Below are 24,284 nucleotides of genomic sequence, written 5' to 3'. Positions count from 1 at the left end.
TGATATATTTTTAATATATTAAAGTAGCTGGGTCTTTTATCAAGATTTGTCGGTTGTTGTCCTTTCTTACCAATTTCCCACCATCAAAATGACGCCCAAATGTGGTAACAATTTCGGTAGCTTCTTCATAAGTAAGAGTGCGGACATCTGCTTTCCATGTTAGAAAATAGAATTGAACCTTACCACTATGAGCATGTTTATCATACCAACTTTTTTAAAAATTTTGAATAAAAATTTAATTTTTTAAGGATTTATTACCTGAACACTACTTGCAGGTTGCATAGATTTACCAGACTAGGTGATAATTGTAGTTGGACTAATGAATTAAGTACATAATGATATGGAAGAATTCTGGAGGTGTGAGAACCCTTGCAAACAAAAACTGCTTTACCCATCCTTTTTGTTGTCATGTTTTTGGTAATGGTAGGGTTTGGAATTATTATTCCTGTCTTACCATTTTATGCGGAGCAAATGGGAGCAAATCCAACTGAACTTGGTTTATTAATGTCGATATATTCGTTAATGCAATTGATTTTTGCGCCAATCTGGGGTCGGGTTTCTGATCGCATTGGTAGAAAGCCCGTAATGATGATGGGAATTGCCGGACTATGTTTATCTTTTTTTATTCAAGCTATTTCAACGCAGCTTTGGATGCTATTTGCAGCCAGAACAATCGGAGGGATCCTATCCTCAGCGAATATGCCAACCGCAATGGCGTATGTAGCAGACATTACAACGGATGAAAATCGTGCTAAAGGGATGGGAATTGTTGGTGCTGCTACAGGTCTTGGTTTTGTTTTTGGTCCTGCCATCGGGGGGATTTTCTCTAAGATCAATCTGAATATGCCGTTCTTTCTTGCTAGTGCTTCTTCCTTTTTAACATTGGTTCTTGTATTTATTCTTTTGAAAGAAACTAAAGAAAAAACTAGTGGGGAATCCCTTAAAAATAATTCTATTTGGAAAGCGTTTAATCGCCATGTTTCGGTTTTATTTTTTGTTCAACTATTAATATCCTTGTCTCTATCGGGTCTAGAAGCTACCTTTGCCTATTTTGCCTCGAAACGAGCCGGTCTCAGCCCTTCTCAGCTTGGCTATATTTTTATGATTATGGGTTTTGGAAGCGCTTTGGTACAAGGTGGTTTAGTGGGGAGATTTACAAAAAAATATGGAGAAAGAGCCGTAATCCTTGGTGGCATGGTGGTGTCAGCGTTTGGATTTGGCCTCATTCTCCTCGTGCATAGTTTTACAACTGCGGCCATTTTCTTAACGATATTTGGACTTGGTAATGGTGTGATTCGACCAAGTGTTTCATCATTATTAACCAAAACAACAACCTCCGGCCATGGTAGTGCAACCGGGCTTCTTTCATCTTTTGACTCGTTGGGTCGGATCATTGGGCCGCCACTTGGCGGATGGCTTTTTTCACTATCAGTCGGACTTCCCTATATTTCAGGAACTATCATTACGATCATAGCATTTATACTATTTCTGCGGTTCCGTTCCCAAAGTCATGTAACAAATTCAATGGAGCATTAGTTGTCATACCCGTCTCGGACATGCATAAAATGAGTTATAAGGATTCATTGATAAGGAGACGAGCCGATGAAACGAAGAACCTATATTAGTGCCGTTTTATTACTATCTAGCCTAGTATTAGTGGCTTATCTTGATTCGCCATACTCAATATTAAATAAAAATTATTCCTATACTGCCGGTCAACCGGCAACAGTTGAAGCTGTTAATACAGAACCCCCAGCGGATTTACCGGAATTAATGGAAAAGAAGGTTAAGAGTGAGAAAGTAGGCGACTATATAGTCGAAACCTATGAGGAATACGAAATCCTGCGGGATAAAGATGGAAAAATCATTGATCATGAGCCAACTGGTAAAACTGAAACACTTCGCTATTGGAATTATAATCAAAAAACAAAAAAAGACCAATAAAAATACTCCCATGTTGCTTGGGAGTATTTTTATAAATTAAGCTTTAAAGCTATTTCTTATTGTTTCAGCACTACGTGTTAATTCATCCATATAATTCGCAATTTGACCATTATCCTCACTAATGGATTGAATTGTGTTGCTCATTTGTTGCAGTCCTGCAGAGGCTTCTTCTATTACAGCTGCCAATTCAGTCGTGGACGATTCAACAACCTGTGTTTTTGTATTTACATCATTCATTAGTTTTTCATAATTGGCAATTTTGATATTTAATTGATCAACCGTCTGGTTTAGCTGGCCAAAGTAGTTTGATACTTCATTTGTTGCGCTAACACTTTCATCCAGCTTATCAGCACTTTTGTTCATATTTTCCCATGCAAGCAGATTTGTTTCGATGACGTCCGCAAGGTTTTCTGTGATATTTTTAGTAGTAGTATTTGTTGTTTCAGCGAGTTTCCTAATTTCCTCAGCAACAACAGAGAATCCTCTTCCAGCCTCTCCTGCACGGGCTGCCTCAATACTGGCATTTAATGCAAGGAGATTCGTTTGATCCGTGATCCCTTTAATAATTCCAGCAAAATCATTTGTTTCTCGAATTTTTTCGGAAAGAGATTCAAAATTCTGGTTTAACTGATTCACCAATTGTTTTAATTCAGCCATATCCTTATTTAAGCTGTTGATCTTTTCTAGTCCGTTATTGGCTATCACTTTTGTATTTTTTGAATCAGCGTATAATTCTCTTGTCACATCTTCCATCGTATTGACTGCTTGAACAGTGGTACGAGCACTATCTGCGATATTTGAAACCTGATTGCTTTGTACCTGACTTCCGGCAGCAACCTCTTGAATTGAATATTTCATTTCTTGCTGGAGATTCACATGCTGCTGGATTTGGTTGTTTACATTATTGATTTGTTCTACGATACTTGAAATCTCTCGCTCTAAAATAGCACTCTGGGTTTGTTTTTCATCGGTATTCTTTTCAGAATCTAAGAGCAGCGAATTAACGGTGTTTTGTTGTTCACCATTTATTTTGATTAATAAAAAGAGGGAAACTCCTGATAAAATATATGTTAATATTCCAGATGAAAATGCCTCTTTAGCAGCCTGGTCTACAGCAAACAGGTAATTTAAAACAAACAATACCAATCCTACACCAAAACCAACTAAAAATAACCTGCTTTTAAATGGCGTTGCTATAAAAACTAGTAAAAACGTAAGAACTTGAAAATTAGAAATCGTTCCTCCGCCAGTTACTAATTGCAATGAAATAAAAATATAAACTAATATTAAACTTAAGTATGGAAAGAGTGATTCCTTTTTAACTAAATATCTAAACGAAACATACATTGCAACAAATAAAACAATTTCACTGCTATAGAGTATGATGTCTGTTGTAGTTTTATTTATGAAGCTATAAAGCAATCCAACAGTAAGTGAAACTAATAAAGAATAAAACATGATTGTATTTTTATGCTTTGTTGCTTTGTTTATCATTTCTGAAACCGTTTCCATGTTGCAATCTCTCCCTTTAATCAACTTATATCCTATATCGACATTTTTGAAGATTAGTTTAGGGATTTAGGCAGGAAAGTTAGGAAAAAAATCACAGGAAAAAGGCACTTATGGCAAAGTACCTTTTATGTAAAATATTCTAGTTTTGCTTCAGGGAAAAACTTCTTCATATAACTGTGCAAATGGTCTTTAATTTCCTCTTCCTCTTCTTTTTGGTAAATATATTTACCAATACCGTATTTCCCCCATTTATATCTTCGTTTTTCTTCGTCCAATTCCAGCTTGGTCATGGGGTAGTTCTTCTCAATTACTTTTTTCGCTGGTTTAGTAAAGCGGTGTTGAATGAATTCAAAGGTTAAATCTTTTTTAGCTTCGCTCGGTAATTCTCCCTCTAATCGTTCAAACATGTGGTAGTATCCATCCTCCCACCCCTCATGCAGGTAAATCGGAGCGACGATAAATCCTAAAGGATATCCAGCTCTGGCCACTTTACCTGCTGCTTCAATCCTTTTTTCCAGCTGAGACGTGCCTGGCTCAAAATTTTTTATCACATAATCAGCATTGACACTAAATCGGAATCTCGTTTTTCCGTTGTGTTTCGCGTCCAAAAGATGGTCAACATGATGGAATTTGGTTACAAATCGTAATTTTCCATATTCGGACTCTCCGAAATGCTCAATTGCCCGCTTTAGTGAATGTGTCAAATGATCAATTCCAACGATATCCGACGTACAGGATGCTTCAAATCTGGTTATCTCAGGTGCCCGTTCTTTCATGTACTGATCGGCTGCTTCGAGAATTTCTTCCACATTTACATAGGTACGAATATACGGTTTACTTCCCATTGTTGTTTGTAAATAACAATAATGGCAATGCCCCATGCAACCGGTGGCAAACGGAATCGCATACTCAGCTGAAGGCTTGGAAGTATCAAACTTGAGCGTTTTTCGGATTCCCACTACCAAGGTCGATTTTGCCACTCGATATCGTTGAAATTCTGTATCTCCTGGCAGGTTCCTTACTTGATTATGAGAAGTTGTATAACGAATCTCAAGGTTCATCTTTTCAAATTTTTCTTTAAGTTCTTTTCCCAATGGATATTCTAAAGCATCCGGTTCAAAATAAACAAGCCTAGGGACAAATGGTTGATTCATTCCAATATTCCTTCAGCTGCATGACCGAAATAATAACTGTACGCCTGTTCTGCCTCTTCAGCAGATGTATAGACAGCCATATCATTCGTTAATGGATAATAAGTCTCATATAAAAATACAGCTAATTCACCAGGATTTTCCGGATTCCTTACCACGGCAGCCTCCTGAATATTGGCAACATCCTGGGTGTGGGGGTTCCGATAAAATACATAAACAATATCTCCAGCATTATAAGAATTCAAAAGATCACCTTATTTCTATAAATGTAATAAGTTTAGTTTTCCTAGATTTTTTTTAATTACTCATTGGATATCGATTGAGTTGAATCGTTTTCAAACACGAACGTTAAATAGTTTGAAAATTAAATCATTCGTATATTTTAGAAAAAAACATTGCCAACTAAATTTCCAGTCAGTATAATGTGATTAAATTAACACGTTTCACTCATATAATCGCAGGGATATGGCCTGCAAGTTTCTACCGGATTGCCGTAAAACGGTCCGACTATGAGTGGGTAATGGAAATACACATATACAGTGTTTATTTCATTTTCCTTTTGGACACACGCCCAAAGGTCATTGCCTCACTCTAGTTTGTGAGGAATGATCTTTGGGCTTTTTATTTTTTAGGAGGTTACTATGAAACTACTTGAAGAAAAAATTATACAAGATGGACGGGTTCTAAATGACAATGTGTTAAAAGTGGATTCATTCTTGAATCACCAAATCGATCCCCAATTGATGCTTGAAATCGGTAAAGAATTTGCCAAGCGTTTTGCAGCTGAGGGAGTAACCAAAATCGTGACAATCGAATCTTCCGGGATTGCCCCTGCTACTATGGCAGGTTTATATATGAAGGTCCCAGTGATTTTTGCAAGAAAAAGGAAATCACTCACGTTGAATGAAGATTTATTAATAGCACCGATCCATTCTTTTACTAAAAATGAAACTAATGAAGTTTCCATCTCTAAAAAGTTTCTTAAATCTAACGATCGTGTATTCATTATTGATGATTTCCTGGCAAATGGTGAGGCTGCTCTTGGCTTGGCTGAATTAGTTAAACAGGCGGGAGCAGAGGTCGTGGGTATTGGCATTGTCATTGAAAAATCATTTCAGCCTGGTGCGCAAAAATTGCTGGCACAAGGCTATCGAGTAGAATCACTTGCACAAATTGCCTCGCTAGAAAATGGTAAGGTAACTTTCTTAAATGAACAAGAGGTGGTCAAAGTATCATGAAACAAAACGCATTTAAAACAGCATCATTAGGAATACAACATGTATTAGCTATGTATGCTGGTGCTGTCATTGTGCCGCTGATTATCGGCAGTTCCCTTCATCTTTCTGGAAAAGAACTTGCCTATCTGGTATCCCTTGACATTTTAACAAGCGGAATCGCTACACTCCTTCAGGTTTGGCAAAATCGATACTTTGGTATAGGTCTTCCTATTGTTTTAGGTTGTACTTTTACCGCCGTTGGTCCGATTATCGCCATAGGCAATCAGTACGGACTTTCCGCAATCTATGGGTCTATTCTGGTATCGGGGATCATCGTGATTCTAATCGCAAGGTATTTTGGAAAATTAATACGCTTCTTCCCTCCTGTTGTCACAGGTTCAGTTGTCACGATTATTGGTCTAACCTTAATTCCGGTTGCAATGAATAATGTGGCTGGTGGTCAAGGAAGTGCTGATTTCGGTTCTCTTTCGAATATTTCCCTTGCTTTTGGCACACTTCTATTTATTATCATTCTTTATCGTTTTTCCACAGGTTTTGTTCGTGCCATTTCCATTTTATTAGGTTTACTGACTGGAACGATTGCCGGAGCTTTTATGGGAAAAGTAAACTTTTCTGCGGTTGGAGATGCATCCTGGTTCCATCTAGTCACACCATTGCATTTTGCAACTCCATCCTTTGAACTAGCTCCTATTCTTACGATGACACTAGTAGCAATTGTTAGTCTTGTTGAATCGTCTGGTGTTTACTTTGCTCTAAGTGATATAACTGGGAGAAAGCTTTCCGAGGATGATTTGGTCAAAGGATATCGGGCTGAGGGACTAGCGAGCATCATTGGTGCCCTATTTAATTCATTCCCATATACTACCTACTCTCAAAATGTTGGACTTGTTCAATTCTCCGGGGTAAAAGAGAAGAAAGTCATTTATACAATGGCAGGAATCTTGATATTCCTAGGTTTTGTTCCAAAAGTTGCTGCACTGACAACAGTGATCCCTACTTCCGTTTTGGGTGGTGCAATGATTGCCATGTTCGGGATGGTGATTGCCTCTGGAATCAAAATGCTCAGTAAAGTGGACTTTACTTCACAGGAGAATCTGTTAATTATTGCTTGCTCATTAGGGATGGGACTTGGTGTTACAACGGTTCCGACATTATTTGACCATTTGCCTGAGGGAATAAAAATTATTACGAATAGTGGTATTGTAGCAGGAAGTATTACAGCTATTTTATTAAATATTGTTTTCAACGTTGCAAAAAGTGGAAAGAAAAAACAGGTAGTATCACCTAGTTTAAAAGCATCTTAAAAAACAACCGGGCATCCACCCGGTTGTTTTATGATTGTATAGAATTTTCTTTATTGTTTTCTTCTAACATACCTTTTACATCCTGTACCATTTTATCATAAGTTTGATTGACACGATTCATAATCTCTTCTTGTTCCATTTCGTTGTTCTTGAATTTCTGCTTTCTTTCCAATTTTCAACACCTCCTAGTTGTATAGTGTGTAATAAAGAATTGATTATTTATTAATAAGTAAATTTAAAAAGTTTTTTAAAATTTATCTCCTTTTTTCGAATTTTGCATTTACTATCCCTAGAGGAGGTAATAAAAATGAGTGAAAATACATTTCATCAATTAGCACATGAGCATCTTAAAGAAGAGGTAAATGTAGTAACGACACAGGGCAGCTTTGAAGGAAGGCTTCTTCACGTGGGGACTGATATAATAGTACTGGAAAATAGAATGATGAGACAACGTCCATTACGTTTAATTATTCGCATCGCAGAAATCGTTGTCCTCTTCCGGGCAGAGTTAGCTCCTAGAGGTCCATTTGGATTTATGCCACAGGAATTTGAAGAGCATCACGAAAGCCAAGACCATTAATTTGCTTATGAAAAATTAACGCAAAACAGCATGATTGTCTATACACATCGCTTACCTCCAACATAATCTATAGTAAATGGGTTGGAGGTGAAATCTATGAGCGGCGGTGCAGCAGGTGCAGGTTTTGCGTTAATCGTTGTTCTCTTTATTCTTCTAATTATTGTGGGAGCTAGCTTTATGGGTGGCTACTACTATTAATGATTGGACTGAATAACAGAGTAAAAAATTAAAAAGAGATCAGCTGTCCACACATGGTTAAGGCAGCTGATCTCTTTTATTTTGCCCATCAAATATTCCATATTGAGCAGTAAGGAAACTAATTGAAGGCCTCTGTCTTGGAAGTTCCACATGTTCTACATTTAATAATTTAGTTAACATTTTTAATGAGTCAAGAACGTATGGCCCTTTATTTAACATGATGCAATTCGCCCGGGCCGCCTGACCTGCATCTGTAATTTCAGCTCTTGCGGGAATCCCCTTTTTAGTGAGCTTTTCCAACACACCTGTAGCCCAAATGACAGGTATATGGGATGCCTTGCAAATGTTGATAATTTCTTCCTGAACGAATAAGAGGTTTTCAAGACCCACTTCGACCGCAAGATCCCCTCTTGCAATCATAATCCCGAAACGATGAAAATTTAACCCCTCCAAAATAATTCTTGATAATTGATGAACAGCGTCCTTCGTTTCAATTTTCGCAACGACGGCCAGATTTTGTGCATCCAGTCTTTCCAACTCGTTTCTCAACTTCTTCAGATCAAGGGGTGAATGAACAAATGAAATTCCGATTATATCGGCATTTTTTGATATAAACTCTAAATCATGAAGATCTTTTTCTGTTAAGGCAGGAACATTTAAACTGAGTAAAGAATCAGGCAAGTTTAACCCTTTCCCTGTTTTAATTCGAAGCGGATGTACGATTGGACTGTGGATTTCACTTTCAACAAAATCCTCAGTAATTTGTGAAACGAACCCGCTTATTTTTCCATCATCGATAAAAACCCGGTCATTCTTTCTAACATTTCGGAACGCTTTTTCAAGGGTAACAGGAACTCCAGCAGGTTCTTGCTCCGTTGCAGCGTAACCTGGCTTCTGTGAACCCGGGTATAAACGCAGTCGGTCTCCCTTTTTTACAAATATCTCTTCGTTCCCAAGATCTCCAATTCGTATTTTTGGACCAGCTAAGTCCATATAGATTTTACACGAACGATCACGTTCATATTTTCCATTTTCCTTTAAACGTTTCTCTGCATTTCGCAAGCTGTTGATTAATTGTTTCCAGACAGTTTCATGATTATGTGCACAATTGATCCGTACTATATTCATTCCATTCATTAATAATTCATCTAGCAGTCCCGGCTGGTAAAGGGTATGACTATCCAAGGTTACCATAATGGATGACTGGAGATGGCTGTTTTTGGGTCCAAACAAATCTTCACTATGTTTTCTCGAAATATGTCTTGATTCTGAAGGAGTAATGATCTTTTGGTCTTCTAATGGATCTGTCACTATGTTTAAATAGTTGATGATTTTTTGAAAAGTATAAAGAACATTTTCCTTCGAGTAATCGAGAGGTGCAAACCCGTTGTCAACTAATTGCTGACTCAATATAGAATTGGTATTCTGGAGCAGTGCTAAATAAGCCAGTAAATTATTCCGGCTAAAGACCTTATCGGCTATAAAAAATTTGCCCTCTGCCTCTTTACACTCCTTCATCACTTTTTGATAAATATGACATATTTGTTGTTTAAATTCTTGCTCATTACGTAATGACACTACCAAAACACTCCTCGGTTTGCTTGCGAATTCATTTAAGTATATGCTGGTGATGGATTGACAGTGTATTTTTCTAAACCCAAAAAAGGACTCATCAATTGATGAATCCTTTCTTAGGTTTATGGGACAAACACCAGTAATAACCAAAGATACAAGCATAATAGAGTAAAAATCAAGGTCAGTGGAATCACTACTATGGTAACTTTGATATACTCCAGCCATGTTATCTTAATTTTATTTTTATTTAAAATATGCATCCATATTAATGTAGCTAAAGTTCCAATCGGAAGAATTAACGACCCAATATCACTTCCTATAATATTCGCTAAATAAACAGTTTTCATAATTAATGGGTCTAATCCCATACCTGTTAAGGAGAGAGTGGCCACCATAAGGGCAGGGTGATTGTTAAATATGTTTGATAGAAATGCCGTGATCATCCCCATTGTTAAACTGGCATGAAGTAAACTATCATTTACTAATGGTTTAAAATGAGTAATAACAAGATCGGTGAGACCAATATTGTGTAACCCATAAATAATGACATACATCGAAAAAGCAAAGATTAATATATGCCATGGGATTTTTTTAAAAATGTCATTTGGATTAACTTTGAGATACACCCATCTCCATAATAGTAAGATAATAGACCCTAGAACAGCAACCAAAGATACTGATATTCCGATAAATGAGGCAATAAACAAACTGATTCTGACAATAAAAACAAATACGAGCATTTTGATCATTAATTTTTTCTGCTGGTTAAAAAGATTTTCGGGATTTTTTCGTAATGGATGGTACCGTTTGTTTTTTTGTAGTGGGATTGAATATGAGTGGATTGGGATATTTTTAGGAATATCCTTTCTGAAAATGAAGTATAGTAAATAGGATAAGAAAGCTAATCCTAGAACACCTGGTATAAACATCATTTCTGTTTGTAAATATAAGTCTAATCCAATTATTTTTAGGGCAATCAAATTCACGATATTGCTGACCCCAATAGGGGCACTTGAAGCTGTCGCAATTAGTGCTCCACTTAATAAAAAAGGAATTTTTTGATGGTTTTTTAATCCAAGATTATTAAGAATCAAGATTAAAATTGGTGTTGTGATTAAAATGCTTCCATCATTATTAAAAAATAGAGTCATTAAAAAGCAAAGCAATAACGTATACCAAAATAATCGAATACCTGAACCTTTTGATAATTTTAACATCAAAGCTGCTGTCCAGCTAAAGAAACCAAAACTTTCTAGAACGATTGCCATTACGATTGTTGCTATAATGGTAATGGCGGCCCCAGTTACCTTTGAACTTATATCAAATAAATCAATTAGAGAGACACTTCCACTTAAAAAAACGATGATCGCCCCAATTGTTGCTGGTATGGCCTCATTCATATTTTTAGGACGGATAAAGATCATGGCCATTGTTAAGAGAAAGGCAAATATAGTGATAATTACCGTCGAAAGATGATACATAAAATAAATTTACTCCTTTCACATAGGTCACATATAGTTTTTTCCCTAATGTCTTGTCCTTTACAATATAGTACGAGAAGCTAATAAGTTTTGAACTAAACGAGTATCTCGTTAAAAGATAAATCAACAAAAGACCAGAAAAGTTTTTTAATCATGAAATAGACAATCCCCTATTATTTTTTAACTAGGCATCCTCCTAGTATCAAAATACTAGGTATATGTATAAAAAAACCGATACAAATGTACCGGTTTTAAGAAACATCATTTGTGACGTTTTCCTTTTGAGTGATGATGTGGTTTTGGATGCTTGTGGTGCGGAGGATGTGGATGTTTATGATGCTTTTTGCCTTTTGATCCATGACTTCCTTTTGAACCTTTAGTTCCCTTTGAACCCGAACTTCCTTTTGAACCTTTAGTTCCCTTTGAACCCGAACTTCCTTTTGAGCCTTTACTTCCCTTTGAACCTGAACTTCCTTGTGAACCTCTACTTCCTTTTGAACCTGAACTGCCTTGTGAACCCTGCGTATTTCCTACGCTGCCTGAACTTCCTTGCGAACCTTGCGTTCTTCCTACACTGCCTGAACTTCCTTGCGAACCTTGCGTTCTTCCTACACTACCTGAACTTCCTTGCGAACCTTGCGTTCCGCCTACACTGCCTGAACTTCCTTGTGAACCTTGCGTTCCGCCTACACTGCCTGAACTTCCTTGTGAACCTTGCGTTCCGCCTACACTGCCTGAACTTCCTTGCGAACCGGAACTTCCTGCTGATCCACAGCTTCCCATTGATCCTTGCGTTCCGCCTACGCTGCCTGAGCTTCCTTGGGTTCCAGCACTTCCAGAAGTACCATTACTACCTTGACCTGAGCTGCCCATACTTCCTTGAGTACCACCTACACTTCCAGCACTACCAGGGGAACCGTTTCTTAATCCAGCTCTGGGATTATTGCCTTGAGATCCACGATCTCCTTTTGACTTTTTCTTCCCATTGCCTTTCGAGCCTTGGGATGACCCTACACTTCCTTTATTACCTTGGGAGCCTTTCCTTTTCCCCCCTTTTGATCCCTTATTTCCTTTAGAACCCTCTTTCTTTTTACCACCTTGGGAGCCTCTATTCCCTTTGGAATTGCCCTTTTTCTTACCGCCTTGGGAACCTTGCGATGACCCTACACTTCCTTTATTTCCTTTAGAACCGCTTTTCTTTTTGTCTCCCTTGGATCCTCTTTTTCCTTTCGATCCACTATTCCCTTTACTTCCATTAGAACCATGTTTCTTATTGGAAGAACCATTTCCGCTTTGATCCCTATCGGTTTTTTGCCGGCTTTTCCTTATTTTTCGTTCCACTGGATTGTTGTCTAAAAAGGCATCTACTCCGTTTACCTGTGCTTCTAATAATAAAACATCCATCGCTAATCTCATTTTTATTCATTCACCACTTTCCATATAATTAACTCTCATTGCTAATTTATGGGAGGTTGGTAATGTTTGATATAGACTAACATTGATTTTTTCATGGAACCACAAAACAGTTACCGCACATTACCCAAATCATTCGCATACAATTCTAGAAAAAATGTCAGTTTAGGAGTTTTTCCATTGCAAAAATATGAAATTATAATCAATCCCAAATTGCTTAAACAACTTGAAAAAGATATTTGGATGAATGAACATGTCCCAGCCGTATTAAAACTGGAAGGCAAGCAATATACTATTGGTCTTGCTTACCGGGGGAATGTCCTTAGAAAAAAAATCAAAAAATCCTACAATATTGTTTTCCAAAAACCATTCACCATGAATGGCGCACATGAAATTCATCTAAATGCCGAGTTTAGTGATATTTCCCTATCGCGTAATAAACTCTCACTAGACTTCTTTGATCAAATAGGGGTCATTACCCCCCATTCCAAACATGTCTTACTCTATATAAATGGAATCTGCCAAGGGATCTACCTGAATCTTGAGTCGTTTGACCGTTTTCTTTTACGAAAAAGAAAATTGCCACTTGGGCCCATTATTTATGCCACAAATTATCATGCGAACTTCTCATTATTAACTCCTGAGAACAAATTGAAAACGAGCCTTATCGAGGGATACACGATAAAATATGGTCAAAAAAAAGATATCCGTGTTCTAGAAAATATGATTGCCATGACAAATACCCTCAGTAACGAACGGTTTGAAGAGGAAATCCCTCTTGTGATGGATATTGAGAAATACTTTAAATGGTTATCCGGAGTAGTCTGCACGCAAAATTACGATGGCTTTATTCACAACTATGCTTTGTATCAAAATGGAGATACAGGGAAATTTGAAATGACACCCTGGGATTACGATGGTACTTGGGGACGAGATCTTCATGGAAAGAAAATTGCTTATGATTATGTTCCAATTACTGGTTACAATACCCTGACCGGCAGACTATTACATTTGCCTAAGTTTAGTTCACTATATCGAGAAATATTGTCCTCCATTCTGGAAAAGGAATTTACTACAGAGTGTCAAATGGAAAGAGTAGAACAAGTTCTAAACGATCTTAAGCCTTATATTAGCCTAGATCTTTATTTGACAACCAGTTTAGAAGAATTTGAAAAGGAAAAGGATGTTTTCCACCGCTTTATTACAAATAGAAATAGTTATTTGAGACAGGAACTAAAACAATTACAGTCCAAAATTTAGGTATATGGTTATAACCATATCTTTTTTTTGCCTATTTTTCCCTAAAATCTATGAAAAAAGGCGCCTTTATTAGTACAACATCACCCCATGATACATATTAATGCAGTGTAAAAGCTTATTTAATTCAAAGGAGGAAAAAGATTTTATGAATAGAGATATGATGGAGACTTTAGTGGGGAAAATCATTAAAGTGGACCGAGGTGGTCCGGAATCAAGAATAGGAAAATTATTAGATGTTTATGACGATCATTTTGTGCTGTTAACGGAAAAGGATGGAGTGGTTTATTACAACACCCGCCACATCAAAAGTTTGACAGAAAATGCAAAGGAACAACTTGAATTTAAAATTGAAGTTCCAGAAGGCTTTGAATACAAAAAAGCAGAATCCTTCGAAGATTTATTAGATTGTCTAAAACTACAATGGGTAAAAATTAATCGTGGAGGCCCAGAAAAATTAGAAGGGGTTTTAAGCGATATAAATAAAGACTTTTTAACATTAATCAGCACGGAAGAAGTTGTTAGACTTTCCATGTACCATATTCGGAATATTAGCTATGGCTTAAAAATTGAACAAGAAAAAGAAGAAAAATCGGATAGCAATGAGAACCACATGTCTGATTCTGAAGTACAAGAGTTACGTCAGCGTGTAGTGAATACGGAATCCCAATATTCAAAATAAAGAAAAATAAAAATTCGTATCGCTTCTCACTTTGAGAAGCGATACCTTATCTAAAGGGAGGAAAACGAAAATGGTGATGATTGACAAGTTTTCTTCAACCTTGGATTCCTTAATGGGTTATAAAGTGAATCTGTATATAGGTGAAGAAGTCGTAAAAGGAAAGCTTGTTGGCGTTGAAGAAGATCATGTTATTATTGAAAACGAAAATAATTACATCTTTTATTATAACTTGAGTCATATTCAGGCAATTACAAAAAATACGAAGCAATTCCAAGCTCAAGAATTTACTGGTGAACTAATTGCCACGCCAAGTTTGCAGCAAGTATTGGACTCCTTAAAGCTTCAATGGGTTACGATCCTATGTATGAATAAACAAAAATTCACTGGTATTCTAAGTGAAATTAATAGTGAATTTACAACCTTAATTAATGGGGAAGAGCGGATTGTTATTAAGTTAAGTCACATTTCACATATTCTCAAAGGCTACATTAAAGAAGAGAATAGTTCAAATACCGAGAATAATCAATCAAACAATTCAAATCAAAATCAAAATCATTCCCAATCACAATCAAAAGAAAATAACAATCAAGCAGTTACTTCCAATTCCAAGGACAAAGTGGAGTATAAACAAAGGAAAGAAGAGGAAGAAAAAAATAATAAACAAGAAAAAAACAATAAAGAGGAAAAAAGTCATAAAGCAAAATCTTCCTCAAAAAATGAAAAGAATGACAAGAAAAAAGAAAAGAAGTATAGCGGAAACAATATGGTTATTAAAAGAGAAGAATCCGCCAAGGTAGTCAAGTTAAAACTCTCTAAACCTGTTCCATCAACACCTCCCGGAGCTCCTCATCACACACACGGACTTAAAAATGAATCAGTTGCAACAACAGTGAACGGCCAAGATGAAAAAGAAATAAAAAATAATAAAGAAACAAATGAAAAAAATACAGCAAAGAAAAACAATATGGAGTCCCAAACATCGAAAAAAACTAAGAATTTCGCAGGTGATCTCTATTCAGAAGAGAATATTGTTGGAACTTCATCATACACCGGTTGGCCGATGACAAATTCAAAGAAATTTGTTAATTAATTTTAATCATGGTTCTCAGAAAATTTAAAACCAACATTTACTGGTGAGTTAGGGTATTCAATGAAAAAATAAGCTATTAAACAATTAGTTTGGTAAAGGCCCTTCCCACTTTGTACTTGACATCCGCAGGAAAGGATGTGAATAAATGCAGATGAAGGAAAATATCGGAAAGTATGTAAAACTTGAGTTATCTGGAAAGAAAATTCTTAGCGGTATGTTAGTGGATGTAGGAAGTGATTTATGGGTTCTTTTTAACGGTCAGGATTATTTGTATATTCCCTCCATCCATTGTCAGAATTGGCAATATTTAAAGCAAGATGAAATTGAAGAAATTACTTTTTCTAATGAACCAAATCCCCTTGATCACCATAACGAGGAAATTTCCTTAAGGAAAACACTTACTGCCGCAAAAGGAATTTTCACAGAAATTTATATAACCAGTAAACAAACATTGCACGGCTATATTTTAAGTATCATGAATAATTACTTTGTATTTTACTCTCCCATTTATAAGACGATGTTCATTTCTTTGAACCACTTAAAATGGTTAATCCCATACACTAATAATATAAGACCCTATGGATTAAATAATTCAAGTTTACCGGTGAACCCCAACAATATTACTTTTGCTCGATCTTTTGAAGTCCAAATTGATAAATTAACTGGAGAATTGGTTATTTTTAATATTGGAGAAAATGATAATGTCATTGGCAAAATTCAAACGATAAAAAATAATTTTGTGGAGTTAATTACAGCTAAAGAGGAACCCGTTTTTCTCAATCTTCAACATATCAAAACAGTTCATATGGCTTAAAAAAGCGGATTTTTGAAGGGTGAGTGAACAAACTTTTTGTGAATCTAAACAAAAACAGAGTGTCCATGTAGACACTCTTTTATTTGTCCTTTGCGTAGACAGTTTCTGATTTTTGATGAATCCACAATTGATCAAATGTGACACCGTAAAGAAATGTTACAAGGAACAATGATCCAATCATATCGAATATAACATGCTGTTTTACAAATAGAGTGGAAATGATGATGAATGACCCTATGACATGGATCATTATTGTATTTAGAAAATGTTTGTTTTTTATATGTAGTGATGCCAAAATGATCACAAAAGTCGTTAATACATGGATGCTTGGAAAACAATTGAATGGCTGATCATTCTCATAGATATACCTAACAAGGTTCTCAAGAGCATGGTGACCTACCACCTCAGGCCTTGGCACGGTGGTTTGGAAAAAGTAATAAACTATGAAACAAATACATTCTGCTGTCACGATCAATATGATGGTTTTAATATAAACCTTGGTATCTTTGAAACAAAAATAAACCAAATATATGAAAATATACCCATACCATAAGATATACGGAATAATAAATACTGGCATAAAGGGGATATATTGATCCATTGTGGTGGAAATATCAACCGCCCGATGTGGTCGATTGTTTAGCCATTCATACATCTTGCCCAACACAGGCAACACCAACAAAAGCAGTAAGAAGGGAGCCTTTTTAATAATATGAAATTTCACTTTTGTCCTCCTCCCTTTCTTTCCCAATCTAATCGCAGAAAATGTCGAACTGATACCAGTTTACCATATTTATTTCAAATTACATAAATTTTCCTTTATTTTAGATTAAAATTTAAATTGTTGCACTTCTTTACAGAGTGTATCGAATAACTCTTGAACAGTTCGTACTTGCGCTAATCTTGGGCTCTGTCCTGACCACAAGGACATAAATTCTGTATTGCCACATTGTACCGCTGCCTTTCTTATAGCTTTGGTGAGTTCATTTTGTAGTGGATAATCAGGGAGGTTCGCCTCATAGTGCTGAATTTTTTCAATAAATTGATTTTTTACCCCTCTAGCTAGCTTACCTGAGAAAGCCTTCGTCAACACAACTTGATCTTCGTTGGCATGGAGGATTGCTTCTTTATGCTGTAGGTTTGCACCACTTTCTTCACAGACCAAAAACGCTGTTCCCATTTGAACCGCTGAAGCACCAAGGCACCTTGCCGCCACAAACCCTCTTCCGTCCATGATTCCTCCAGCAGCGATAATGGGAATGGCAATATGATCTGCAGCTTGTGGTATAAGTGACATCAGACCAATTAGACTGTTTTGATCCTCAATAAGGAATGTTCCACGATGGCCTCCAGCCTCCATTCCCTGCATTACCACAGCATCCATCCCTGCTTCTTCATTCAGTATGGCCTCGTTAACAGTTGTGGCTGTTCCTATCAATATTGACGAATGATCTTTTAATTTGGTTCCCAAATCTTTAGGAGGTATTCCAAACGTAAACGAACAAATTGGAATATTTTCTTCTATTAAAATATCAACTTGCTCAATAAAAATTTGTAGTTCCTCTTCGTATGTTGGTAAATGGAATGGGGGTTGTTCAACATCCAATTCAGCTATGAGCTGAGATAACAGCTGCTTCGTTTCATTTAATTTTTCTGGATTCTGTTTATACGACGATGGCACAAACAAATTTACACCGAAATTCTTATCGGTTCGTGCTTTTATTTCCTTAATCTGCATCCGCAATTGAGGAGAACTCAAATATCCGGCCCCAAGCATCCCAAGTCCCCCGGCATTCGAAACAGCCGCCACTAACTCAGGCGTTGTAACCCCTCCTGCCATTGGTGCCTGAATCAGTGGAAATTCTATTCCCAGCAACTTTGTAAAATTATTCTTCCACATCATGTTCCTATCACCTTTCATTAAGACGTATTTGGTTTATAATGAGTATTTATAAAATATGTTAAAATTAAGTAGATAAATACAGTGAAAAAGTAAAGCTGGTGAGATTTTGAAACAAATTATCTTGTTCGATGGTGTCTGTAATCTTTGTAACAGCAGTGTTCAATTCATCATAAAACGAGACCCAAAAGGACACTTTCAATTTGCTTCCATCCAAGGCAAAATGGGTCAAAACCTCTTAAAAAAATATCATGTAAATACAGATATAAATAGTTTCATATTAATTGACCATGACAAGGTTTTCTTTAAATCAAATGCTGCTCTACGAGTTTGCCGGAATTTGGCTGGCTACTGGAAATGGCTTGCTATCTTTTTTATTATCCCAAGCACCATTCGTAATGGTATATATGATTTTATCGCAAACAACCGTTACAAATGGTTTGGTAAAAAAGAAAGCTGTATGATTCCTTCTCAAAAATGGAAGAATAGGTTTTTAGATTAGGATCGTAAATGCAAAAAAGCACCGCGAAGTGCTTTTTGTTTATTTATTAAGATTTTTGATAATTTAAATCCCATGCTATTCCATATTGATCTACTACTTTTGCGTAACAGGCTCCCCAAAATGTATCTTGCAGTTCCATATGAACCTTCCCATTTTCCTTAAGAGCATCATAGATCTTTTGAATTTCATCGTCACTCTCCAAATTAATGACTAAAGAAATGTTGTTTCCCGCAATAATAGTTGAACCTGGGGAAGAATCAGAAACCATAAAAAATAAATCTCCACTATTAAAACGTCCATGGATCAAACGGTCAGCTGCTTCAGGAGAATGTTGATATCCGGCCTGCGCATATGTTTGAAGTTCAGAAATCTCTCCACCAAACACACTTTTATAGAAATCCAACGCTTCCTTTGCATTACCATTAAACATAAAATACGGTGTAGTTTGTCCCTTCATCCCATACACTCCTTTTCAAAATGAACCTCCGTATTATATACAACATTCCTTAAAATAAAACCTGCAATTTTTGAAGATTTTTAAGCTCCTTGAAACGAAAATTTGTGAAATTGACCAATATACTGGAACAGTTCTTTTCCGGATTGCAGAAAGGTGCCTGGCACCAAGTCAAGATACATAGCCTTATATGGTTCCGGCACCCATATGTAGTGGTGAACGTAATCGGATAAAGAAAAGCCGCAGTTTTCCCAAAAGTGAATTCTGGAGAGGTTTTCTGCAGTTGATTCCGCTTCGACCTCTATCATCATTCTTTCAATTTCATTCTTTGAAATGGCCCAATCCTTAATACGATCGACCATTTCACGGCCAATACCCAGATGCTGCCAATCCTCACGAACAGCCATATAATCGATTACCAAACCATGATTACCAGGTAATTTCCCTGTTAAAGCCATCGCTACGGCCTTTTCATCAATAAAACCAATTTGTAAAAAACAAATCTGCTTTTTGAACATGTTACGGATCACTTTTTCCGGCTTAGCCCCTTTACCGGCAAATGCCTTTTCATAGATGGGGCCTGCTTCAGCCCATATTTTATCATCCCAATAATCATACGTCCTAAATTCCATAAAGTTGCCTCCAAGAGGTATTGTTTTATGTAAAAATTACACTTATTTATTCAAAAAATTTTTTCAAAAATCAAATGGAATTGCATTTAACATCGTAGCGAATGCCACCCCATCATCAATCCTCCAATTTTTTATTCTAACTTTGAATACCAAAAAGTATTCACATAAAAAGAACCCTTGTCATTTCAACAAAGGTTAAAAGGAACCCGGTAAGCCCAAGATCCAAATTTAGGAGGTCTAAATTCAGAAGAATTTAAACAATTTTATTTTAGCATTCTTCTATATATATTTCAATGATTTAAAGTAGTAAAGCATGTTAGTGAGTTCATGACTTTCACTTATAATTTTCATGGCACAGTATAAAGATTTCTTTAAAGATCGTTCACTTTTTCCCCTCGTGTAGTGATAAGCCTTTCCAAAACACCATTTCCCTTCTTACTAATAAAAACGTCGTTTTTAGAAAAACACACCCATTAAAAAAATGAAATTCTTCGTTGACAAACCTGTATATACAAGTTAAAATGAAAACGTAATCAAAACTTGTATATACAGGTTGTTAAAAGTACATCAAATGAATCCTGTATAAAAGTTGGGATTTGAAACATTAATAAATAAAGTGGAATAAAAATCCATTTCCACAGGGGGAGAAACATATGTCAAAGTTTACAGAACCAGCAAAAGAACTGCTGGAACACATTGGTGGTAAGACTAACATTGCAGCCGTTACCCATTGTGCAACACGCATGCGATTCGTTCTTAATGATCCAAGCATTGCGGATATTCAAAAAATCGAATCCATTAAACTCGTAAAAGGTACATTTACTCAGGCAGGTCAATTCCAGGTAATCATTGGGAATGAAGTTGCTTCATTCTATAATGATTTTACGAAACTTGCCGGTGTTGATGGCACTTCCAAGGAAGATGCTAAAATTGCAGCTAAGCAAAATATGAACTGGTTGCAAAGAATGATTGCCCACCTTGCAGATATCTTCACCCCTTTAATTCCTGCTTTGGTTGTTGGTGGTTTAATTCTTGGTTTTCGGAATGTTATAGGTGACATTAAATTATTAGACAATGGTACAAAAACAATAATTGAAGTTTCCCAATTTTGGGCCGGGGTCCACTCATTCTTATGGCTGATCGGTGAAGCTGTCTTCCACTTCCTTCCGGTCGGAATTACCTGGTCGATTGCTAAAAAAATGGGTGCGTCCCAAATTCTTGGTATTGTTCTTGGTATTACACTAGTTTCACCTCAACTATTAAATGCTTATGGCGTAGCTGGCGCAAAAGAAATTCCATATTGGGATTTTGGTTTTGCCAAAGTTAAAATGATTGGTTATCAGGCACAAGTTATTCCGGCTATCCTAGCAGGTTTCACATTAGCATTCTTAGAAACTAGACTTCGAAAAATTGTTCCAAACTCTATCTCGATGATTGTAGTTCCGTTTTTCGCATTAATTCCCACTGTTTTGATCGCTCATACAATCTTAGGACCATTAGGCTGGAGTATCGGTTCAGGAATTTCCAAAGTCGTGTACTCAAGCTTAACCTCATCATTTGGTTGGTTATTTGCTGCAATCTTTGGATTTGCTTATGCCCCACTTGTTATCACAGGCCTGCATCATATGACCAATGCTATTGACCTACAATTAATGAGTGAGCTTGGTGGAACTAACCTATGGCCAATGATCGCCCTATCTAACATTGCTCAAGGTTCTGCCGTACTGGCCATGATTTACATTAACCGTAAAGACGAAGAAGAAAAACAAGTTTCCATTCCAGCAGCGATTTCCTGTTACTTAGGTGTAACGGAGCCGGCCATGTTCGGTATTAACTTGAAATATGGCTTCCCATTTTTAGCTGCGATGCTTGGCTCCATGTGCGCCGCTGTCGTATCCGTAGGAAGTAATGTCATGGCTAACTCTATTGGTGTTGGCGGTTTACCTGGTATTTTATCTATTCAACCTAAGCATATGGTGATGTTTGCGATTGCTATGGCTGTTGCGATTGTAATCCCATTTACGCTAACGCTTATTTTTTCAAAAACACGCATGAAAAAATTTGCCTTTAAAAAATAACTCCATCTAGGAGGGGGATCTACTCCCTCCTTTTCTACATTGAAGAACTAAAAGAATTAGGCAGGTGTTTATAATGTCAACAGCATGGTGGAAAAAAGCGGTCGTCTATCAAATCTACCCAAAAAGCTTTAATGACACGACCGGAAATGGAACCGGAGATTTACAGGGAATTATTGAAAAACTTGATTATTTAAAACAATTAGGTGTGGACGTTTTGTGGCTCACTCCTATCTATAAATCGCCACAACGCGATAATGGCTATGATATCAGTGATTATTACAGTATTCATGAAGATTACGGAACAATGAAAGACTTTGAACAGCTTTTAGCTGAAGCACATAATCGTGATATAAAAATAATCATGGATATCGTGATCAACCATACTTCTACGGAACATGAATGGTTTCAACAGGCAAAGTCCTCCAAAGAAAATCCATATCGCGACTATTACATTTGGAAAGATAGCGTAAATGGCCAGGCACCAAATAACTGGCAGTCAAAATTTGGTGGTTCTGCATGGGAATATGATGAGAAGACTGATCAATACTACCTGCATTTATTCGATGTGACTCAAGCAGATTTGAACTGGGAAAATAAAAATGTGAGAGAAGCACTATATGAGATGATGCATTTCTGGTTGAAAAAAGGCGTCGATGGGTTCCGTTTAGATGTCATTAATTTAATATCAAAAAACCAGCAATTTCCTCAGGATGATACCGATGGACGTAAATTTTACACCGATGGGCCGCGAATTCATGAGTTTTTACATGAAATGAATCAGAAGGTTTTCTCGAAATATAACATAATGACAGTTGGTGAAATGTCCTCTACTTCGATTGATCAATGCATCAACTATACAAATCCTGATCGTGAAGAATTAAATATGGTGTTTAGTTTCCACCACCTGAAGGTTGATTATCCAAACGGCGACAAATGGACTAGAGCTCCCTTTGACTTTTATGCCTTAAAAGATATCCTATCTAAATGGCAAGTGGAAATGAATAAAGGTGGTGGCTGGAACGCCCTATTTTGGTGCAATCATGATCAACCACGGGCTGTTTCTAGATTTGGAAGTGATGGAACTTATCATAAGGAATCAGCAAAAATGCTTGCAACCGCCCTTCATTTGATGCAAGGCACCCCCTATATTTATCAGGGCGAGGAGTTCGGCATGACCAATCCAAACTTCCATTCCATTGACCAATATCGCGACGTAGAATCTTTAAATATGTTTAACATCAAAAAACAAGAAGGGTTGTCCGATAGTGAAATTCTTGAGATTCTCAAACAAAAATCACGTGATAATTCCCGTACTCCTGTGCAATGGAATGTGAGTAACCATGCTGGATTCACCTCAGGAACACCTTGGATAGAGGTTGCTAACAATTATCCTGAAATTAATGCAGAAAAAGCGGTTCAACAACAGGATTCAATCTTTTATCATTACCAAAAACTAATTCAATTGCGGAAACAATATGATGTCATTACCGAGGGAGATTTCCAACTACTTTTCGAGCATGATGATGACGTTTTTGCCTATACAAGAACATATGAAAATGAAACATTATTGGTCATCAATCATTTTTATAATAAAGAAAAAACAATCACCCTTCCCACCCAATTAAATCTTGATGATTGTCATGATGAAATGTTACTCTCTAATTATGAAGATTCCGCTCGGATTGGCAGCAGGATGGTGTTGCGTCCATATGAGTCGGTCGTTTATTTGCTAAAATAATAACTGGAGATGCCATTTATGACAAACAAATATCTAACAATTTATAATCACATTGTTGAGCAAATCAAGAATGGAGAAATACCGCCACAGACGCTTCTCCCTTCAGAGAATGAATTATCCGAACAATTCAGTACATCAAGGGAAACGATACGAAAAGCACTGAATTTGCTCTCCCAAAATGGTTATATTCAAAAAGTTAGAGGCAAAGGCTCCATTGTCATTGATGTGTCTAAATTTGATTTTCCGGTATCCGGCCTCGTCAGCTTTAAAGAACTGGCCAATAAAATGGGCAGAAAACCGGTAACAATCGTGAATCAACTTGAGTTAATAAAGCCTGACTCCTATATTCGAAATGAACTACAGCTTTCCGGGAAAGATCAAGTCTGGAAAGTAATTCGTACTAGGGAAATGGGGGGCGAAAAAATCATTTTAGATAAAGATTATATTAACAAAAGATATGTCCCTTTCCTTTCAGAAGAAATCTGTGCCAATTCAATCTATGAATATCTCGAAAATGAATTGAATCTGACCATTAGTTTTGCAAAAAAGGAAATCGTTGTTGTAGAGCCTACCTCAGAGGACCGGGCCCTGCTAGATTTGGAAGGGTTTCATAATATTGTAGTGATTAAAAACCATGTTTACTTAGACGATGCCAGTTTATTTCAATATACTGAATCAAGGCACCGCCCAGATAAATTTCGCTTTGTTGATTTTGCAAGACGGTCCAAATAGAGGAATCCA

25 protein-coding genes and 1 riboswitch are annotated in these 24,284 nt (G+C 36.7%); of the genes, 14 read left to right on the top strand and 11 right to left on the bottom strand.

Annotated features, from left to right (window positions below):
• Positions 1-369: 369 nt before the first annotated feature.
• Positions 370-1,536, top strand: a complete 1,167-nt coding sequence (locus tag ACI3K6_RS20475; protein ID WP_435556285.1) for an MFS transporter — start codon at positions 370-372, stop codon at positions 1,534-1,536.
• Between the two features lie 66 nt (positions 1,537-1,602).
• Entirely contained in the window at positions 1,603-1,944 is a 342-nt protein-coding gene (locus tag ACI3K6_RS20470) for a hypothetical protein (RefSeq protein ID WP_435556284.1), read from the top strand.
• Between the two features lie 36 nt (positions 1,945-1,980).
• Here ACI3K6_RS20470 and ACI3K6_RS20465 read toward each other — a convergent pair whose 3' ends face one another.
• The 3 genes from ACI3K6_RS20465 to ACI3K6_RS20455 form a co-directional block, all read right to left on the bottom strand.
• Entirely contained in the window at positions 1,981-3,456 is a 1,476-nt protein-coding gene (locus ACI3K6_RS20465; protein WP_435556283.1) for a methyl-accepting chemotaxis protein, read from the bottom strand.
• 125 nt (positions 3,457-3,581) lie between these two features.
• Positions 3,582-4,610 (bottom strand): spore photoproduct lyase, encoded by a 1,029-nt coding sequence (gene splB, locus ACI3K6_RS20460; RefSeq protein ID WP_435556282.1) that lies wholly within the window; start codon positions 4,608-4,610, stop codon positions 3,582-3,584.
• Positions 4,607-4,852, bottom strand: coding sequence for a transcriptional regulator SplA domain-containing protein (locus ACI3K6_RS20455; RefSeq protein WP_435556281.1), 246 nt, complete (start codon positions 4,850-4,852; stop codon positions 4,607-4,609). Before ACI3K6_RS20455 ends, splB begins: the two co-directional genes overlap by 4 nt.
• Positions 4,853-5,034: 182 nt before the next feature.
• Positions 5,035-5,137, top strand: a riboswitch (purine riboswitch).
• A 111-nt stretch (positions 5,138-5,248) separates the two neighbouring features.
• Between ACI3K6_RS20455 and ACI3K6_RS20450 the strand changes: the two genes are divergently transcribed.
• Together ACI3K6_RS20450 and ACI3K6_RS20445 are read left to right on the top strand one after the other, a co-directional pair.
• The gene (locus ACI3K6_RS20450; protein ID WP_435556280.1) at positions 5,249-5,845 is read left to right on the top strand and encodes a xanthine phosphoribosyltransferase; all 597 of its coding nucleotides are present in this window, start codon (positions 5,249-5,251) and stop codon (positions 5,843-5,845) included.
• The gene (locus ACI3K6_RS20445) at positions 5,842-7,149 is read left to right on the top strand and encodes a nucleobase:cation symporter-2 family protein (protein WP_335481280.1); all 1,308 of its coding nucleotides are present in this window, start codon (positions 5,842-5,844) and stop codon (positions 7,147-7,149) included. The genes ACI3K6_RS20450 and ACI3K6_RS20445 overlap by 4 nt, the downstream gene beginning before the upstream one ends.
• 28 nt (positions 7,150-7,177) lie before the next feature.
• Here the strand turns inward: ACI3K6_RS20445 and ACI3K6_RS20440 are convergent, their stop codons facing one another.
• Positions 7,178-7,321, bottom strand: coding sequence for a hypothetical protein (locus ACI3K6_RS20440; RefSeq protein ID WP_435556279.1), 144 nt, complete (start codon positions 7,319-7,321; stop codon positions 7,178-7,180).
• A gap of 135 nt (positions 7,322-7,456) precedes the next feature.
• Between ACI3K6_RS20440 and ACI3K6_RS20435 the strand changes: the two genes are divergently transcribed.
• Entirely contained in the window at positions 7,457-7,729 is a 273-nt protein-coding gene (locus ACI3K6_RS20435) for a DUF2642 domain-containing protein (RefSeq protein WP_335481276.1), read from the top strand.
• Between the two features lie 96 nt (positions 7,730-7,825).
• Positions 7,826-7,927 carry a YjcZ family sporulation protein gene (locus ACI3K6_RS20430; protein ID WP_335481274.1) on the top strand — a complete coding sequence of 34 codons (102 nt, stop codon included), beginning with the start codon at positions 7,826-7,828 and terminating at the stop codon, positions 7,925-7,927.
• A 57-nt stretch (positions 7,928-7,984) separates the two neighbouring features.
• Here the strand turns inward: ACI3K6_RS20430 and ACI3K6_RS20425 are convergent, their stop codons facing one another.
• The 3 genes from ACI3K6_RS20425 to ACI3K6_RS20415 all read right to left on the bottom strand — a co-directional run bounded on the left by ACI3K6_RS20425 (position 7,985) and on the right by ACI3K6_RS20415 (position 12,399).
• The gene (locus tag ACI3K6_RS20425) at positions 7,985-9,505 is read right to left on the bottom strand and encodes a pyruvate kinase (protein WP_435556278.1); all 1,521 of its coding nucleotides are present in this window, start codon (positions 9,503-9,505) and stop codon (positions 7,985-7,987) included.
• Between the two features lie 119 nt (positions 9,506-9,624).
• Positions 9,625-10,983 (bottom strand): arsenic transporter, encoded by a 1,359-nt coding sequence (locus tag ACI3K6_RS20420; protein WP_435556277.1) that lies wholly within the window; start codon positions 10,981-10,983, stop codon positions 9,625-9,627.
• A gap of 261 nt (positions 10,984-11,244) precedes the next feature.
• The gene (locus tag ACI3K6_RS20415; protein WP_435556276.1) at positions 11,245-12,399 is read right to left on the bottom strand and encodes a hypothetical protein; all 1,155 of its coding nucleotides are present in this window, start codon (positions 12,397-12,399) and stop codon (positions 11,245-11,247) included.
• Positions 12,400-12,576: 177 nt separating this feature from the next.
• On the opposite strand from ACI3K6_RS20415, the gene ACI3K6_RS20410 reads away from it, so the two are divergent.
• The 4 genes from ACI3K6_RS20410 (at position 12,577) to ACI3K6_RS20395 (ending at position 16,239) form a co-directional block, all read left to right on the top strand.
• Positions 12,577-13,656, top strand: a complete 1,080-nt coding sequence (locus ACI3K6_RS20410; protein ID WP_435556275.1) for a CotH kinase family protein — start codon at positions 12,577-12,579, stop codon at positions 13,654-13,656.
• A gap of 145 nt (positions 13,657-13,801) precedes the next feature.
• On the top strand, positions 13,802-14,335 hold the full coding sequence (locus tag ACI3K6_RS20405) for a hypothetical protein (protein WP_335482543.1): 534 nt from the start codon (positions 13,802-13,804) through the stop codon (positions 14,333-14,335).
• Positions 14,336-14,405: 70 nt separating this feature from the next.
• On the top strand, positions 14,406-15,425 hold the full coding sequence (locus ACI3K6_RS20400) for a hypothetical protein (protein WP_435556274.1): 1,020 nt from the start codon (positions 14,406-14,408) through the stop codon (positions 15,423-15,425).
• 145 nt (positions 15,426-15,570) lie between these two features.
• Positions 15,571-16,239, top strand: a complete 669-nt coding sequence (locus ACI3K6_RS20395) for a DUF2642 domain-containing protein (RefSeq protein WP_435556273.1) — start codon at positions 15,571-15,573, stop codon at positions 16,237-16,239.
• Between the two features lie 79 nt (positions 16,240-16,318).
• Here ACI3K6_RS20395 and ACI3K6_RS20390 read toward each other — a convergent pair whose 3' ends face one another.
• Positions 16,319-16,963, bottom strand: coding sequence for a phosphatase PAP2 family protein (locus ACI3K6_RS20390; protein WP_435556272.1), 645 nt, complete (start codon positions 16,961-16,963; stop codon positions 16,319-16,321).
• Positions 16,964-17,068: 105 nt separating this feature from the next.
• Positions 17,069-18,142 (bottom strand): NAD(P)H-dependent flavin oxidoreductase, encoded by a 1,074-nt coding sequence (locus ACI3K6_RS20385; protein ID WP_435556271.1) that lies wholly within the window; start codon positions 18,140-18,142, stop codon positions 17,069-17,071.
• Between the two features lie 106 nt (positions 18,143-18,248).
• Between ACI3K6_RS20385 and ACI3K6_RS20380 the strand changes: the two genes are divergently transcribed.
• Entirely contained in the window at positions 18,249-18,641 is a 393-nt protein-coding gene (locus ACI3K6_RS20380; RefSeq protein WP_435556270.1) for a thiol-disulfide oxidoreductase DCC family protein, read from the top strand.
• A 46-nt stretch (positions 18,642-18,687) separates the two neighbouring features.
• Here the strand turns inward: ACI3K6_RS20380 and ACI3K6_RS20375 are convergent, their stop codons facing one another.
• A complete protein-coding gene (locus ACI3K6_RS20375) occupies positions 18,688-19,098 on the bottom strand; it encodes a VOC family protein (protein ID WP_435556269.1) in 411 nt (136 codons plus the stop codon).
• An 80-nt stretch (positions 19,099-19,178) separates the two neighbouring features.
• Positions 19,179-19,727 carry a GNAT family N-acetyltransferase gene (locus tag ACI3K6_RS20370; protein ID WP_435556268.1) on the bottom strand — a complete coding sequence of 183 codons (549 nt, stop codon included), beginning with the start codon at positions 19,725-19,727 and terminating at the stop codon, positions 19,179-19,181.
• Between the two features lie 653 nt (positions 19,728-20,380).
• On the opposite strand from ACI3K6_RS20370, the gene treP reads away from it, so the two are divergent.
• The 3 genes from treP (at position 20,381) to treR (ending at position 24,275) form a co-directional block, all read left to right on the top strand.
• Entirely contained in the window at positions 20,381-21,805 is a 1,425-nt protein-coding gene (treP, locus tag ACI3K6_RS20365; RefSeq protein ID WP_435556267.1) for a PTS system trehalose-specific EIIBC component, read from the top strand.
• Between the two features lie 73 nt (positions 21,806-21,878).
• Positions 21,879-23,543 (top strand): alpha,alpha-phosphotrehalase, encoded by a 1,665-nt coding sequence (gene treC, locus ACI3K6_RS20360; RefSeq protein ID WP_435556266.1) that lies wholly within the window; start codon positions 21,879-21,881, stop codon positions 23,541-23,543.
• A gap of 18 nt (positions 23,544-23,561) precedes the next feature.
• The gene (gene treR / locus ACI3K6_RS20355; RefSeq protein ID WP_335478252.1) at positions 23,562-24,275 is read left to right on the top strand and encodes a trehalose operon repressor; all 714 of its coding nucleotides are present in this window, start codon (positions 23,562-23,564) and stop codon (positions 24,273-24,275) included.
• The last annotated feature ends 9 nt before the right edge of the window (positions 24,276-24,284 follow it).

This window comes from Neobacillus solisequens (genome assembly GCF_051233465.1).
Taxonomy (GTDB): domain Bacteria; phylum Bacillota; class Bacilli; order Bacillales; family Cytobacillaceae; genus Neobacillus.
Note: the sequence above shows the minus strand (reverse complement) of the source record. Positions and strands in the feature narration are given on the sequence as shown.

Coding starts and splice junctions, on each gene's coding strand:
- ACI3K6_RS20415 (WP_435556276.1), bottom strand. CDS start 12,399: ATGAGATTAGCGATGGATGTTTTATTATTAGAAGCACAGGTAAACGGA.
- ACI3K6_RS20400 (WP_435556274.1), top strand. CDS start 14,406: ATGGTGATGATTGACAAGTTTTCTTCAACCTTGGATTCCTTAATGGGT.
- treR (WP_335478252.1), top strand. CDS start 23,562: ATGACAAACAAATATCTAACAATTTATAATCACATTGTTGAGCAAATC.
- ACI3K6_RS20405 (WP_335482543.1), top strand. CDS start 13,802: ATGAATAGAGATATGATGGAGACTTTAGTGGGGAAAATCATTAAAGTG.
- splB (WP_435556282.1), bottom strand. CDS start 4,610: ATGAATCAACCATTTGTCCCTAGGCTTGTTTATTTTGAACCGGATGCT.
- treC (WP_435556266.1), top strand. CDS start 21,879: ATGTCAACAGCATGGTGGAAAAAAGCGGTCGTCTATCAAATCTACCCA.
- treP (WP_435556267.1), top strand. CDS start 20,381: ATGTCAAAGTTTACAGAACCAGCAAAAGAACTGCTGGAACACATTGGT.
- ACI3K6_RS20445 (WP_335481280.1), top strand. CDS start 5,842: ATGAAACAAAACGCATTTAAAACAGCATCATTAGGAATACAACATGTA.
- ACI3K6_RS20430 (WP_335481274.1), top strand. CDS start 7,826: ATGAGCGGCGGTGCAGCAGGTGCAGGTTTTGCGTTAATCGTTGTTCTC.
- ACI3K6_RS20375 (WP_435556269.1), bottom strand. CDS start 19,098: ATGAAGGGACAAACTACACCGTATTTTATGTTTAATGGTAATGCAAAG.
- ACI3K6_RS20465 (WP_435556283.1), bottom strand. CDS start 3,456: ATGGAAACGGTTTCAGAAATGATAAACAAAGCAACAAAGCATAAAAAT.
- ACI3K6_RS20420 (WP_435556277.1), bottom strand. CDS start 10,983: ATGTATCATCTTTCGACGGTAATTATCACTATATTTGCCTTTCTCTTA.
- ACI3K6_RS20450 (WP_435556280.1), top strand. CDS start 5,249: ATGAAACTACTTGAAGAAAAAATTATACAAGATGGACGGGTTCTAAAT.
- ACI3K6_RS20395 (WP_435556273.1), top strand. CDS start 15,571: ATGCAGATGAAGGAAAATATCGGAAAGTATGTAAAACTTGAGTTATCT.
- ACI3K6_RS20385 (WP_435556271.1), bottom strand. CDS start 18,142: ATGATGTGGAAGAATAATTTTACAAAGTTGCTGGGAATAGAATTTCCA.
- ACI3K6_RS20470 (WP_435556284.1), top strand. CDS start 1,603: ATGAAACGAAGAACCTATATTAGTGCCGTTTTATTACTATCTAGCCTA.
- ACI3K6_RS20370 (WP_435556268.1), bottom strand. CDS start 19,727: ATGGAATTTAGGACGTATGATTATTGGGATGATAAAATATGGGCTGAA.
- ACI3K6_RS20435 (WP_335481276.1), top strand. CDS start 7,457: ATGAGTGAAAATACATTTCATCAATTAGCACATGAGCATCTTAAAGAA.